Origin of the sequence: Streptomyces sp. CBMA123 (genome assembly GCF_014596465.1) — a bacterium.
Lineage (GTDB): Bacteria > Actinomycetota > Actinomycetes > Streptomycetales > Streptomycetaceae > Kitasatospora.
Window position 1 is genome coordinate 1 of record NZ_MECK01000035.1, and the last position, 12,886, is coordinate 12,886.

A 12,886-nucleotide genomic window follows, 5' to 3' on the forward strand; every position below is an offset into this window, starting at 1 on the left:
GGGCCACGGCGGTGACGGCGGGCGGCGCCCGGCACGACGGGGGCGTCGCGGCGGGAGCGGCGGCTTCGGTGTCGGCCCCGTCCGCGGGGGGCGCCGGTGTGGTGGTGACTCCCCCGGCGACTCCCAGGGCGACCCCGACCGCGACGCCGAGCCCGGCTTCGACCCTGACGCCGCCCCCGAGCCCGGCTTCGACCCTGACGCCGCCCCCGAGCCCGGCGCCGGGCACACCGGGGACCCCGAGGCTGCCGCTCTCGCCCGTGCGGCAGGTCGCCCCCGGGGAGAAGGTCGCGATCACCGACGACGTCCGTTTCAGGGTCACCGCGACCGAGCGCTGCGACGAGGCCCGCCAGGCCGACGGCAGCTGGCACACGACCTTCGGCTGCCGGGACGCCACCAGCGACAACCTCGACCACACCAAGCCCACCATCAACACCCAGGGCGCGGGCGGCCCGACGATGGGCATGTACCTGGGCCCGACGCCGGCCCGGATCGTCGCCTTCCAGAACGGGACGCCCTACCTGGCCACCGTGGTGACCACCGAGGGGATGAAGGGCTGGGTGGCGTACTACGTGCTCGTCCCGCCGGTCGACCCCAACGACCCGGCGAGCAAGGCGGGTTCCTTCGTCGTCGCGGCCTACGACGCCGACGGCAAGCTCCTCGCGGAGAACCCGTTCCCGCGGCGGGACGGCGGCCACGACCACGCCCCGGCCACGCTCTGACGTCCTGGCGTACGGCGCCCCGGCGTACGGTGCCCTGACGTCCTACCGCCCGGCGCCCGAGGGCCCGGCGTCCTAGCGCCGCCTCGCGTAGTCCGCGAAGCCCTGCCAGTCCACGATCACGCACGGTTCGTCGCCCAGGATCCAGGCGTCGTGCCCGGGCGGGCAGATCATGAAGTCGCCGGGGCCGTACTCGGCCTGCTCGCCGTCGTCCATGACGATCTTCATCCGGCCCGAGACCACGTACCCCATGTGGGCGGCCTCGCAGCTGTCCGTCTTGGCGAGCGGCTTGATGTGCTTGGACCACTGCCAGCCGGGCTGGAACACCGCCCGGCCCACCGGTCCGGCCTCCAGGTTGACCAGGCGCAGTTCCCCCGTGCCCTCCTCGAAGGGGCGGACTTCCTCGGGATCGTCGAAGTTCTTGCGGACGAGACCGGACATGGCACGACTCCTCTCCACGAGGGCGGCCCGGCCACCGGGGGTGGCCGGGCCGCCCTGCCGGTGTCTCCAGTCTGCGCCCGGATCGGGGCGCGGTCACTTTGGGTGGCCGCGCCCCGGCCGCGGTGCCGGGCGGCGGTTCAGCCCTGGGTGCGGGCCACCCCGATCGGGCAGGAGGCGCCGGTGCCGCCGAGACCGCAGTAGCCGTTGGGGTTCTTGGCGTCCGACAGGTACTGCTGGTGGTACGGCTCGGCCGGGTAGAACGGGCCGGCCGGGGCGATCTCGGTGGTGATCGGGCCGTGGCCGAGCGCGGTCAGCGCGGGCTGGAAGGCGTCCCGGGTGGCGGTCGCGGCGGCGGCCTGGGCGGGGGAGTGGGTGTACAGCGCCGAGCGGTACTGGGTGCCCACGTCATTGCCCTGGCGGTTGCCCTGGGTCGGGTCGTGGGCCTCCCAGAAGGCCTTCAGCAGCCGCTCGTAGGAGATCACCGCCGGGTCGAAGACCACCCGGACCGCCTCGGTGTGCCCGGTCAGCCCGCTGCACACCTCCTCGTACGTCGGGTTGGGCGTGTGGCCGCCCTGGTAGCCGACCAGCGTCGTCCAGACGCCGGGCAGCCGCCAGAACGTGCGCTCGGCGCCCCAGAAGCAGCCCAGCCCGAAGTCGGCCACCTCCAGCCCCTCCGGGTACGGGCCGGTGAGCGGGTGGCCGAGCACGGTGTGCGGCTCGGTCAGGGCGAAGCCCGCGGCCTGGCGGCCGGGCAGCGCCTGGTCGGCGGGGACGAGCGAGGACTTGTGGCGGTTGAACAGCACGGCCTGCTCCAGCGGGGTAGGGAGGGTTGCCCAGGATTCAACGCGCCGGACGGCCCGTGGATTCCGTCCGGGCATTCGGGCGGGCGTCCGGCCGTCCGGCCGTTAGGCTCGGAGCCATGACCGAGCACCAGCTTCCCCAGGGCTTCGAGACCCTCGCCATCCACGCGGGTCAGGAAGCGGACCCCCAGACCGGGGCCGTCGTCACGCCGATCTACCAGGTGTCCACCTACAAGCAGGACGGGGTGGGCGGCCTGCGGGGCGGCTACGAGTACAGCCGCAGCGCCAACCCGACCCGCACCGCGCTGGAGGAGTGCCTCGCCGCGCTCGAGGGCGGCGCCCGTGGCCTCGCCTTCGCCTCCGGCCTCGCGGCCGAGGACACCCTGCTGCGCACCATCCTCAAGCCGGGCGACCACATCGTGATCCCCAACGACGCCTACGGCGGCACCTTCAGGCTGTTCGCCAAGGTGCTGACCCGCTGGGGCGTCGAGTTCTCCGTCGCCAACACCCAGAAGCTGGACGACGTCCGCGCCGCGCTGCGCCCCAACACCCGCGCGGTGTGGGTGGAGACCCCGTCCAACCCGCTGCTGGGCATCACCGACCTGGCCGGCCTCGCCGAGGTCGCGCACGGCGCCGGCGCGCTGCTGGTCGTCGACAACACCTTCGCCAGCCCGTACCTGCAGCAGCCGATCGCGCTCGGCGCGGACGCGGTCGTGCACTCCACCACCAAGTACATGGGCGGCCACTCCGACGTCGTCGGCGGCGCCCTGGTGCTGGCCGAGGCGGGCCTCGGCGAGGAGGTCGCGTACCACCAGAACGCGATGGGCGCCGTCTCCGGGCCGTTCGACGCCTGGCTGGTGCTGCGCGGCATCAAGACCCTGGGCGTCCGGATGGACCGGCACAGCTCCAACGCGGAGAAGGTCGCCGAGCTGCTGGCGAGCCACCCCAAGGTCAGCCAGGTGCTGTACCCGGGCCTGCCCGAGCACCCCGGCCACGACATCGCCGCCAAGCAGATGAAGGCCTTCGGCGGCATGGTCTCGTTCCGGGTCGCCGGCGGCGAGGAGGCGGCCGTCGAGGTCTGCAACCGCGCGCAGCTGTTCACCCTGGGCGAGTCGCTGGGCGGCGTGGAGTCGCTGATCGAGCACCCGGGCAGGATGACCCACGCCTCGGCGGCCGGTTCGCCGCTGGAGGTGCCGGCCGACCTGGTGCGCGTCTCGGTGGGCATCGAGTCCATCGACGACCTGCTGGCCGACCTCAAGCAGGCGCTGGGCTGACGGATTCGGGGCTCACTGCCCCTGCTGGTCCGCCGTGTACGACTCCATCGCGTGGTTGAAGCGGGCCAGCAGGGCGCAGAAGGCCCGCTGCTCCTCGGGCGGCCAGCCGGCCGTCAGGCGGCGGGTCAACTCGGCCCGGCCGTCCCGGACTTCGGCGAGCCGGCCGGTGCCGCAGGAGGTCAGTGCGAGCCGTACGGCGCGGCGGTCGGCCGGGTCCTGCACCCGGCCGACCAGCCCGGCCGCGACCAGCGGGGCGACCTGGCGGGTCACCGTGGAGGAGTCCACGCCGAGCGCCTCGGCCAGCGCCTTGACGTTCGCCGGCCCGTGCCGCTCCAGGCGGTCGAGCAGGAGGTAGGCGGCCCGGTCCAGCGCGGCGACGCCGCCGCCGGAGGATCGGACCTGTTCCATCCGGCGGGCGAACACCGCCAGCTGGTACTGGAGTTGGGTGTGTACGGGCTCGGTTCGGTCGGTGGCCTGGGGCGAGGTCGTCGTCATCGCGGCTCACGATCGTCATGCGGTGAGAGAAGCTCAGAAGCAGCAGCGTACGCGGGTGGAGCGAGCCCGGGAACAGGCCCGACGCCCCGTCTTGCCGGTGTCCCGCGCCCCGGGGGCGCGTCGTGCGGGTCCTCGTCGGGTCCGCGTGCGGGTCCTCGTCGGGTCCTCGTCGGGTCCGCGTGCGGGTCCTCGTCGGGTCCTCGTCGGGTCCGCGGCACGACCCGTAGGACGCGTCCTAGGCTGAGGTCATGCACAACTGGCCGATCACCCTCGACGACGTCCGCGGCGCCCAGAAGATGCTCGCCGGGGTCGCCCGGGTGACCCCGATGGAGGGCAGCCGCCACCTGTCCGGGCTGATCGGCGCGCCGGTCCACCTGAAGTGCGAGAACCTCCAGCGCACCGGGTCGTTCAAACTGCGCGGGGCGTACGTGCGGATCGCGGGACTCTCGCCGGTGCAGCGGGCCGGCGGGGTGGTGGCGGCCAGCGCCGGGAACCACGCCCAGGGGGTGGCCTTGGCGGCCTCGCTGCTGGGGGTGCGCTCGACCGTGTTCATGCCGGTCGCGGCGCCGCTGCCGAAGGTCGCCGCCACCCGCGACTACGGTGCCGAGGTGCGGTTGCACGGCACCACCGTGGACGAGGCGCTGCAGGCCGCGCAGCGGTACGCGGAGGCGACCGGCGCGGTGTTCATCCACCCCTTCGACCACTGGGACGTGGTCACCGGCCAGGCGACCGTCGGCCTGGAGATCCTGGAGCAGTGCCCCGAGGTGCGCACCATCCTGGTCGGGGTGGGCGGTGGCGGGCTGCTGGCCGGGATCGCGGCGGCGGTCAAGCCGCTGCGGCCGGACGTCCGGGTGATCGGGGTGCAGGCGGCGGCCGCGGCCGCGTACCCGCCCTCGCTGGCGGCCGGGCGGCCGGTGTCGCTGGAGCACTACGCCACCATGGCCGACGGGATCATGGTCGGGCGCCCCGGGGACATCCCGTTCGAGGTGGTCAACACGCTGGCGGACGGCGTCCGGACGGTCTCCGAGGACGCCCTGTCGCGTGCCCTGCTGCTCGGGCTGGAGCGGTTGAAGCTGGTGGTCGAGCCGGCCGGGGCGGCCCCGATCGCGGCGCTGCTGGAACAGCCCGACTCCTTCGAGGGCCCGGTGGTGGCGGTGCTGTCCGGTGGCAACATCGACCCGCAGCTGATGCAGCGGGTGCTGCGGCACGGGTTGGCGGCGGCCGGGCGCTACCTGTCGCTGCGGGTGCGGCTGGCGGACAAGCCGGGCTCGCTGGCGGACCTGCTGGGGGTGCTGACCAGGGTGGACGCCAATGTGCTGGACGTCGCGCACGTCCGGACCGACCCGCGGCTGGGGCTGACCGAGGTCGAGGTGGACCTGCACCTGGAGACCAAGGGGCCGGAGCACTGCGCGCTGGTGGTCGGCGAGTTGCGGGACGCGGGGTACGTGGTCGCCGGCTGAGCGCCCGGCTGCGCCGGCGGATCCCCCTTTCCGCCGGGCCCGTCCGGTCAATCCCCTTGACGCGATGTATCGCGAGTTGCCAGACTCGCGATACATCGCGTTCGCGTTCTGTGTCGGTGGCCGAGAACCGAGTCGCCCATGCGCCCGTTCGAGGGGCAAAGTGGGACAGATCGCTCACATTCGTCCGAGGAGATGAGGCAGGCCCATGGCGCCAGCCATCCAAGCCGAGAACCTGGTGAAGACCTTCGGCGACGTACGAGCCCTGGACGGCGTCAGCCTCGACGTCCCCGAGGGCACGGTGCTCGGGCTGCTCGGCCCGAACGGCGCCGGGAAGACCACCACCGTGCGCGTCCTCACCACCCTGCTCCGTCCCGACTCCGGCCGCGCGGTGGTGGCCGGCGTGGACGTCCTCAAGCACCCGAACCAGGTCCGCAGCCTGATCGGACTCTCCGGCCAGTACGCGGCGGTCGACGAGTACCTGACCGGCTTCGAGAACCTCACCATGGTCGGCGAGCTGTACCAGATGCGCACCCGCGACGCGAAGGCCCGCGCGCTGGAGCTGCTGGAGTGGTTCAACCTCACCGAGGCCAAGGACCGCACCGCCAAGACCTACTCCGGCGGCATGCGCCGCCGCCTCGACCTCGCCGCCGCGCTGGTCGTCCGCCCGCCGGTGATGTTCCTGGACGAGCCGACCACCGGCCTCGACCCGCGCAACCGGCTCGCGCTCTGGGAGGTCATCGAGACGCTGGTCGAGCAGGGCACCACGCTGCTGCTCACCACCCAGTACCTGGAGGAGGCCGACCGGCTCGCCCACGACATCGCGGTGGTCGACCACGGGCGGGTGATCGCCCGCGGCACCGCCGACCAGCTCAAGGCGCAGATCGGCGGCGAGCGGATCGAGGTCGTGGTGCACGACCCGGGCCTGGTGGCGGACGCCGTCGCGGCCCTCTCCGGGTACGCGCTGGGCGAGCCGGCGGTGGAGAGGAACACCCGGAAGATCACCGTGCCGGTCAGCGGCGGCGCCCGGGTGCTCGCCGACGCGATCCGCGAGCTGGACGGCCGGGGCATCGAGATCGACGACATCGGCCTGCGCCGCCCGACCCTGGACGATGTCTTCATCACCCTCACCGGCCACGTCGCCGAGGCGGCCGAGGAGGACGACGGCGCCGGCGCCAAGGGCCGCGGCCGGGGTGGCCGGGGCCGGGGAAAGAGCGGCGGCGGAGCGGACGGCGGCGACGGCGGCGAGGGCGGCGAGGGCCAGGGGCCCGACCAGCAGCAGGCCGTCACGGCCGGAACGGAGCGCTGAGATGAGCACCGCCACCGAGCACGCCATCGGCGCACCGATGCCGACGCCCCGCCGGGGCCTGTCCGCGACCCTGCACGACTCCTGGGTGGTCGCCAAGCGCAACCTGCGCCGGATGTCCCGGATCCCCGAGATCGTGGTGTTCGGGCTCATGCAGCCGGTCATGTTCGTGCTGCTGTTCTCGTACGTCATGGGCGGGGCGATCAAGATCCCCGGGACGAACTCCAGCTCCGACACGTACATCCAGTACCTGATGGCCGGCATCTTCGCCCAGACCGTCACCTTCGCCGTCGCCGGCGCCTCGGCCGGCATCGCGGAGGACATGACCAAGGGCCTGGTGGACCGCTTCCGCTCGCTGCCGATGGCCCGCTCGGCGGTGCTGGTCGGCCGCACCCTCGCCGACCTGTGCCAGACCGCGTTCACCCTGGTCGTGCTGGCGCTGGTCGCGCTGCTGGTCGGCTGGCGGATCCACGAGGGGGCGCTCAAGGCGCTCGGCGCCTTCGGACTGCTGCTCCTGCTCGGCTACGCCTTCTCCTGGATCGGCGCGCTGATCGGCCTGTCGGTGCGCAGCCCCGAGGCGGCCACCTCGGCCGGGCTGATCTGGCTGTTCCCGCTGACCTTCGTGTCCAACGCCTTCGTGCCGGTCAGCTCGATGCCGAGCTGGCTGCAGGGCGTGGCGTACTGGAACCCGTTCAGCGCGACGGTTCAGGCCTGCCGGGACCTCTTCGGCAACCAGGTCGGGCCGGTGGACAGCGCCTGGCCGATGCAGCACGCGGCGCTGGTGTCGGTGCTGTGGTCGCTGGTGATCACGGCTGTGTTCTCCTGGCTGTCGGTGCGCAAGTACCGCTCGGCCGTGGGGTGAACCGCTTCCTCGGACGTGGAACGCCGTGAACGGGCTGAACGCCTGAGGGCGGCTGCGGGTCCAGGGGACTCCGCAGCCGCCCTCGGCGGTGCAGTGGTGCAGTGGTGCAGTGGTGCGGTGGTGCGGTGGTGCAGTGAAGCGTCAGGGGTCGGGGGCCGGATCAGCCGGCGTGCGGCACGACCTTGACGACCTTCACCATGGCCGGCTTGCCGTTCGGCAGCTCGTAGGTGGCCTCGTCGCCGATCTTCTTGCCGTCGATCGCGCGGCCCAGCGGCGACTGCGGCGAGTAGACGTCCAGGTCGTCGGCGCCCGCCACCTCGCGCGAGGCGAGCAGGAACTCCATCAGGTCGTCCTCGTCACCGTCGAACGCGACCGTGACGATCATGCCCGGGGCCACCACACCGGAGTCGGCCGGGGCCTCGCCGACCTTGGCACGCTCCAGCAGCTGGGTCAGCTGGCGGATGCGGAGCTCGTACTTGCCCTGCTCCTCCTTCGCCGCGTGGTAGCCGGCGTTCTCCTTGAGGTCGCCCTCCTCGCGCGCCGCCTCGATCTTCTGGGCGATCTCGATGCGCCAGGGTCCGGTCAGGTGATCCAGCTCCGCCTTGAGCTGGTCATAGCCGGCCTGAGTGAGCCAGGTCACGTTCTCGCTGGTCTGGGTCACAGGTGCTCCTCGTAGGTGCTGGGGCTGTGCTGAGGGTGTGCGTCGTCAGCAGGGTCGACGGTGATTTCGGTCTTAACTACAAAGCAACGCCCGCTCCCGTACCATCCGGTGCGGAAAGGGCGAAACCACGAGCCTAACAAGTCCTGCCGACAAGCGGGAGAGGCGTTGTCGTGGCATTGACGGTGGCGTTGCGCCACGGTGTACGGCAACCGGGTGCGGGACTCCCTACGGATGCCCGTTCTGCCGAACGAATATGCGTCGCCGGGCCGTTCCCGGTCGCTGCGCGGGCCGTCGCCCGCTCGCCGTGCAAGCCGTCGCCCGCCCACCGTTCGGGCCGTTCCCCGGCCGGGCCGTTCCCCGGTCGATGTGCAGACCGCTCCCCGGCCACTTCACGGACCGTCCCCGGTCACTTCGCCGGGGTGCAGCCCAGCAGTTCGGCGGTGGTCCCCCGGGCGGTGGTGCGCAGGGTGACGGTGGCCTCGTAGCTCGACCCGGCCGCCGGGACCGGGAAGTCGGCCACCCCGACCACCGCGTGGTCGTCGCTCTGCGAGCGGACCGTACAGGTGCCGGCCGTCCCGTCGCCCTTGCGCACGGTCAGGTGCAGCTGCACCTCGGAGTCGGAGAGCACCTGGAAGGTCGGCACCGAACCGTTGATCTTCGACTCGCGCAGCAGGTAGGAGCCGCCCAGCCAGGCGATCAGACCCAGGCCGAGCACACCGCAGACCGCGCCGATCGTCTTCAGACGGCGGTCCGACTCGCTGTCGCCGCTGCGGCCGTAGCGGCCCTCGGGCAGCCGCGGGGCGGTGCTCTGTGCAGTCATCGGACTCCGTCCTTTCCTGGGGAGGGACCGTGCGGGCGGTGCGGGGGAATGCGACGGACCTCCAGTCCGTCACTATAGGAGGGGCTCGCCCGCGGCCGGTCCGGCGGGGGCGGGGCTCGGCCGCGCCGGAGTCCGGCGCCGAAGGCCGGCCTTGCGGCGACGCGGTCCCGAAGTGAGCGGTTCGTACGGTGGGCAGACCGGACTTCGCGGAACGCCCGACGATGTGGAAGGAACGCAAGGCGTTGACTGAGCAGTTGCGACTGATGGCGGTGCACGCCCACCCGGACGACGAGTCCAGCAAGGGCGCGGCCACCATGGCCATGTACATCGAGCAGGGTGTGGACGTGCTCGTGGCCACCTGCACGGGGGGCGAGCGCGGGTCGGTTCTCAACCCCAAGCTCCAGGGGGACCCGTACATCGAGGCGAACATCCACGAGGTGCGCCGCAAGGAGATGGACGAGGCGCGGGCGATCCTCGGCATCAAGCAGGCCTGGCTGGGCTTCGTCGACTCCGGCCTGCCGGAGGGCGACCCGCTGCCCCCGCTGCCCGAGGGCTGCTTCGCCCTGCAGGACGTCAAGGAGGCGGCCGAGCCGCTGGTCCGGCTGATCCGCGAGTTCAAGCCGCAGGTCATCACGACCTACGACGAGAACGGCGGCTACCCGCACCCGGACCACATCATGACCCACAAGATCACCATGCTGGCCTTCGACGCCGCCGGTGACCCGGACGCCTACCCCGAGGCCGGCGAGCCCTGGCAGCCGCTCAAGCTCTACTACAACCACGGCTTCCCGATGGGCCGCATCCGCGCCCTGCACCAGTACCTCACCGAGCACGGCCACGACTCCCCGTACGGTGAGTGGATCGCCGGCTGGGAGAAGAGCGGCCGCAAGGAGCGCGAGATCACCACCCGGGTGCGCTGCGACGACTGGTTCGAGACCCGCGACCGCGCCCTGATCGCCCACGCCACCCAGATCGACCCGGACGGCCCGTGGTTCCGCGTCCCGCTCGACGTCCAGCGCGAGGTCTGGCCCACCGAGGACTACGAACTCGCCCGTACCCTGATCGACGTGGACCTCCCGGAGGACGACCTGTTCGCCGGACTGCGCACCCCCAGCCTGGCGGCCGAAGCCGCCGACGCGCGCGACTGACCCACCCCCGACGGCCCGGCTCGGCGTGAGCCGGGCCACCATAGAGATATGAGTGCCCCCGTGAACCTCATCCACATCGCCGCTGACCTCGCCGTCGACGACGCCAAGGTCACCCCCGGTCTCCTCGGCTTCGTCGTCTTCGCCGCCCTCGGCGTGGCGACGTGGTTCCTGGCCAAGTCGATGAACCGGCAGTTCAAGAAGGTCGACTTCACGGAGGAGCCGGAGGCCCCCAAGGAGTGACCCTGCGGGCCTGCGGGCCTGCGGGCTTCGCGCGTTTGCGAGCTCCGGGCTCTCGGGCGGGGGGGTGACGACAGTCGGACCGGCTTGGGGGAAGCCGGTCCGGCGGGCCGTGCGCCTCGGCCCGGCCGGGGCGGCCTGACGGGTGTGGGGCGTCCGATGCGGGGGATGGGGCGGCGCCGAACCGTCTCGCGGACGCGACCTCGCCGTGCCTGCTGCGGCATGCCGAGAACCCGGTCGACTGGTGGCCCCGGAGGCCCGAGGCGTTCGAGGAGGCGCGGCGGCGTGGGGTGCCGGTGCTGCTGATCCCGGCCCGTGCCGGCGAGGTACGCGGCCTTCGGTGTCGATGTCCGGGGCAAGCCGGAGCCGCTTCGACTCGAATCCCGCTGCGGCCGGGTGGGTGAGCCGGCGCATCCGGAGGACGCGGCGAACGCGTGGCCGGCGATCGTTCCTCTCACCCTGCCCTACCGTCTACGCGGCACGAGTCCGGTCTCGTAGGCGATGATCGCCAGGTGGACGCGGTCCCGGGCTTCGAGCTTGGCGAACAGACGCGCGACATGCGTCTTCGCCGTCGCCGCGCTGATCACCAACCGCTCGGCTATCTCAGCGTTCGACAGGCCCTGTCCGACCAGTGCCAGCACCTCGCGCTCCCGGTCGGTGATCCCCGCGATGAGACGTGAGTCCGGGTCGGGCTCGGTGTCCGGTGCGGGGGCCACGGGGGTGGCGGAGGTTCCGGCGAAGTCCGCGATCAGCCGACGGGTCACGCTCGGCGCGATCAACGCGTCGCCGGCCGCCACCACGCGGATCGCGTCCAGGATCGCGTCCAGGGTCATGCTCTTGAGCAGGAATCCGCTGGCCCCGGCGCGCAGTGCGCCGTAGACGTACTCGTCGTCGTCGAAGGTCGTCAGCACCAGCACCTTGGGCGGGTCCGGTTCGGCGGTCGCCTGCCGGGTCGCCTCGATCCCGTCCATGCCCGGCATCCGGATGTCCATCACCACGACGTCCGGCCGCAGCTCACGCACCAGGCGCACCGCCTCGCGGCCGTCGCCGGCCTCGCCGACCACCTCCAGGTCGTCGGTGTCGCCGATCAGGATCCCGAGTCCGACCAGCATCAGCGGCTGGTCATCGACCAGCAGTACCCGCACGCTCATGCCGGGAGCCTAGCCGCCACCCGGAATCCGCCCTCCGGACGCCGGCCCGCGCTGAACTGGCCGGACAGCAACGTCACTCGCTCGCGCATGCCGAGCAGGCCGAAGCCGCTCCCGCCGGCCGCCGCCGAGAGCCTCGGACGGCCGGGCCCGTCGGGACCGTCGTCCCCGTCGTCCACCACCTCGATCGTCACTCCTGCCGGCTCGTATCCGACCGCGACCCGGCACGTCCGCGCACCGGAATGCCGCACCACGTTCGTCACCGACTCCTGGACGATCCGGAACGCCGCCAGCTCGATCTCCGGCGGCAGCGGACGCCGCTCGCCCCGCCAGGCCACGTGGACCCGCACCCCGGCGTCGGCCGTGCGTTCGGCGAGCTGCGGGAGATCGGCCAGGCTGCCGGCCGGTGCCAGCGGAGCGGCCTGCGGCATGGCGTCGTCCGGCTCGGCACGGCGGAGCGCCCCGAGCATGCGCTGCAGTTCGAGCAGCGTCTGGCGGCTGGTGGACTCGATGCCGGTCAGCGCCTGCCGTGTCTGCTCGGGCTTGGTGTCCACGACCCGCGCCGCCGCTCCCGACAGCACCGTGATGATCCCGATGCTGTGCGCGACGCTGTCGTGCAGTTCGCGGGCGATCCGCAGCCGCTCGGCCATGACGACGCGGGCCGCCCTCTGCTCATGCAAGGCTTCGAGGTATTCACGGCGTTTGCGATACACCCCCCCGATGACCCACGCGACCGCGAGCCACAACGCGTACTGCCCGGCCCACCCGGCCGCCTCGCCGACGGAGCCCTCGGGGTTGACGTGGGTGAAGTTGACGAAGGCGGCCGCGACGGCCGCGACGGAGCCGACGGCGGCAGCCTTCGGCCGCCGGACGGCGAGGTACCCGCCCAAGGCGATGAGCAGGATGAACACGGTCAAAGGCCGCGCGCCGAAGATGTCGCTGAGGGCTGCTTCGCCCAGGACCGCCGCGAAGACCGCCGCCGGCAGACGGTGCACCAGCAGAACCGGAAGGGCGAGCACGACGCACAGGCCGACCGTCTGGAAGGGCCCGAGGCCGGGAAACCAGAACAGGCCGTCGAAGTACCGAGCCTCAGGGACCGGCATCGTGAAGCAGAGCATCAGCGCGTAAAAGCAGGCGGTGGCCAACACCACGGCCTGTGGCCTCAGCCAGGTCACGCGCTTCGATGTCGGCAGACGCCGGAGAAGCTCATCCATACGGAGATCGTATTCAGCGGCTCCGGCTCCACGCGTCGCCCCGGGGATGTACGCGGGGTACACCCCCGGGCCGAAGGCCCGGGGAACGGTGACATCCGCCGGCCGACGCGACGGATCACGCTCTGTTCGTAGGTTCGTGGCCATGACGAACACACCGATGATCGATCTTCGCGACAGGACGAAGAAGTGCGACGGCGGCCCGCCCGCGCCGGCCGGTGTGGCCTTGTCCACGACGATGCGGATGGTCCTGGGCCCGGACGCGCCCGATTCCGGCGCCCCTTTCGCCGATGGACGCCCCCGCACCAGG

The 12,886-nt window shown here is 72.4% G+C and carries 14 protein-coding genes and 2 pseudogenes; 8 read left to right on the forward strand and 8 right to left on the reverse strand.

The annotated features are described in order from the left end of the window. Positions 1-226, reverse strand: a pseudogene (locus tag BG452_RS45345) (hypothetical protein); the annotation flags it as partial. A gap of 31 nt (positions 227-257) precedes the next feature. On the opposite strand from BG452_RS45345, the gene BG452_RS06135 reads away from it, so the two are divergent. Beyond that, positions 258-719: a hypothetical protein gene (locus BG452_RS06135; protein ID WP_188303137.1), complete on the forward strand. Its 462-nt coding sequence runs from the start codon at positions 258-260 to the stop codon at positions 717-719. Positions 720-791: 72 nt separating this feature from the next. Here BG452_RS06135 and BG452_RS06140 read toward each other — a convergent pair whose 3' ends face one another. Together BG452_RS06140 and msrA are read right to left on the reverse strand one after the other, a co-directional pair. Further along, complete coding sequence (locus BG452_RS06140; protein ID WP_188303138.1) at positions 792-1,157, reverse strand: cupin domain-containing protein; 366 nt, start codon at positions 1,155-1,157, stop codon at positions 792-794. A 137-nt stretch (positions 1,158-1,294) separates the two neighbouring features. Continuing rightward, on the reverse strand, positions 1,295-1,960 hold the full coding sequence (msrA, locus tag BG452_RS06145) for a peptide-methionine (S)-S-oxide reductase MsrA (protein WP_188303139.1): 666 nt from the start codon (positions 1,958-1,960) through the stop codon (positions 1,295-1,297). A 116-nt stretch (positions 1,961-2,076) separates the two neighbouring features. Between msrA and BG452_RS06150 the strand changes: the two genes are divergently transcribed. Further along, positions 2,077-3,231, forward strand: coding sequence for a cystathionine gamma-synthase (locus BG452_RS06150; protein ID WP_188303140.1), 1,155 nt, complete (start codon positions 2,077-2,079; stop codon positions 3,229-3,231). A 12-nt stretch (positions 3,232-3,243) separates the two neighbouring features. On the opposite strand, the gene BG452_RS06155 is transcribed toward BG452_RS06150, so the two are convergent. Further along, the gene (locus tag BG452_RS06155) at positions 3,244-3,726 is read right to left on the reverse strand and encodes a MarR family winged helix-turn-helix transcriptional regulator (protein ID WP_188303141.1); all 483 of its coding nucleotides are present in this window, start codon (positions 3,724-3,726) and stop codon (positions 3,244-3,246) included. Between the two features lie 248 nt (positions 3,727-3,974). On the opposite strand from BG452_RS06155, the gene ilvA reads away from it, so the two are divergent. The 3 genes from ilvA to BG452_RS06170 all read left to right on the forward strand — a co-directional run bounded on the left by ilvA (position 3,975) and on the right by BG452_RS06170 (position 7,351). After that, positions 3,975-5,186 (forward strand): threonine ammonia-lyase, encoded by a 1,212-nt coding sequence (ilvA, locus tag BG452_RS06160; RefSeq protein WP_188303142.1) that lies wholly within the window; start codon positions 3,975-3,977, stop codon positions 5,184-5,186. 205 nt (positions 5,187-5,391) lie between these two features. After that, entirely contained in the window at positions 5,392-6,492 is a 1,101-nt protein-coding gene (locus BG452_RS06165) for an ATP-binding cassette domain-containing protein (RefSeq protein ID WP_188303143.1), read from the forward strand. A 1-nt stretch (position 6,493) separates the two neighbouring features. After that, complete coding sequence (locus BG452_RS06170; protein WP_188303144.1) at positions 6,494-7,351, forward strand: ABC transporter permease; 858 nt, start codon at positions 6,494-6,496, stop codon at positions 7,349-7,351. Between the two features lie 160 nt (positions 7,352-7,511). On the opposite strand, the gene greA is transcribed toward BG452_RS06170, so the two are convergent. Next, positions 7,512-8,012 (reverse strand): transcription elongation factor GreA, encoded by a 501-nt coding sequence (gene greA / locus BG452_RS06175; RefSeq protein WP_188303145.1) that lies wholly within the window; start codon positions 8,010-8,012, stop codon positions 7,512-7,514. Between the two features lie 406 nt (positions 8,013-8,418). After that, entirely contained in the window at positions 8,419-8,832 is a 414-nt protein-coding gene (locus BG452_RS06180) for a DUF4307 domain-containing protein (RefSeq protein ID WP_188303146.1), read from the reverse strand. Between the two features lie 242 nt (positions 8,833-9,074). On the opposite strand from BG452_RS06180, the gene mca reads away from it, so the two are divergent. From mca to BG452_RS48020, 3 genes and pseudogenes are all read left to right on the forward strand, one after another. Next, positions 9,075-9,980 (forward strand): mycothiol conjugate amidase Mca, encoded by a 906-nt coding sequence (gene mca / locus BG452_RS06185; RefSeq protein ID WP_188303147.1) that lies wholly within the window; start codon positions 9,075-9,077, stop codon positions 9,978-9,980. A 48-nt stretch (positions 9,981-10,028) separates the two neighbouring features. After that, complete coding sequence (locus BG452_RS06190) at positions 10,029-10,220, forward strand: hypothetical protein (protein ID WP_188303148.1); 192 nt, start codon at positions 10,029-10,031, stop codon at positions 10,218-10,220. A gap of 176 nt (positions 10,221-10,396) precedes the next feature. Next, positions 10,397-10,522, forward strand: a pseudogene (locus BG452_RS48020) (DUF255 domain-containing protein); the annotation flags it as partial. A 159-nt stretch (positions 10,523-10,681) separates the two neighbouring features. Here the strand turns inward: BG452_RS48020 and BG452_RS06200 are convergent. Together BG452_RS06200 and BG452_RS06205 are read right to left on the reverse strand one after the other, a co-directional pair. Further along, positions 10,682-11,368 carry a response regulator gene (locus BG452_RS06200; RefSeq protein WP_188303149.1) on the reverse strand — a complete coding sequence of 229 codons (687 nt, stop codon included), beginning with the start codon at positions 11,366-11,368 and terminating at the stop codon, positions 10,682-10,684. Beyond that, complete coding sequence (locus BG452_RS06205) at positions 11,365-12,810, reverse strand: sensor histidine kinase (protein WP_317620922.1); 1,446 nt, start codon at positions 12,808-12,810, stop codon at positions 11,365-11,367. Before BG452_RS06205 ends, BG452_RS06200 begins: the two co-directional genes overlap by 4 nt. Between the last annotated feature and the right edge of the window lie 76 nt (positions 12,811-12,886).

What these genes read in the sequence shown, in the direction of transcription:
- BG452_RS06140 (WP_188303138.1), bottom strand. Translation starts at nt 1,157, where the DNA reads ATGTCCGGTCTCGTCCGCAAGAACTTCGACGATCCCGAGGAAGTCCGC.
- BG452_RS06150 (WP_188303140.1), top strand. Translation starts at nt 2,077, where the DNA reads ATGACCGAGCACCAGCTTCCCCAGGGCTTCGAGACCCTCGCCATCCAC.
- BG452_RS06155 (WP_188303141.1), bottom strand. Translation starts at nt 3,726, where the DNA reads ATGACGACGACCTCGCCCCAGGCCACCGACCGAACCGAGCCCGTACAC.
- ilvA (WP_188303142.1), top strand. Translation starts at nt 3,975, where the DNA reads ATGCACAACTGGCCGATCACCCTCGACGACGTCCGCGGCGCCCAGAAG.
- BG452_RS06165 (WP_188303143.1), top strand. Translation starts at nt 5,392, where the DNA reads ATGGCGCCAGCCATCCAAGCCGAGAACCTGGTGAAGACCTTCGGCGAC.
- BG452_RS06170 (WP_188303144.1), top strand. Translation starts at nt 6,494, where the DNA reads ATGAGCACCGCCACCGAGCACGCCATCGGCGCACCGATGCCGACGCCC.
- BG452_RS06180 (WP_188303146.1), bottom strand. Translation starts at nt 8,832, where the DNA reads ATGACTGCACAGAGCACCGCCCCGCGGCTGCCCGAGGGCCGCTACGGC.
- BG452_RS06190 (WP_188303148.1), top strand. Translation starts at nt 10,029, where the DNA reads ATGAGTGCCCCCGTGAACCTCATCCACATCGCCGCTGACCTCGCCGTC.
- BG452_RS06200 (WP_188303149.1), bottom strand. Translation starts at nt 11,368, where the DNA reads ATGAGCGTGCGGGTACTGCTGGTCGATGACCAGCCGCTGATGCTGGTC.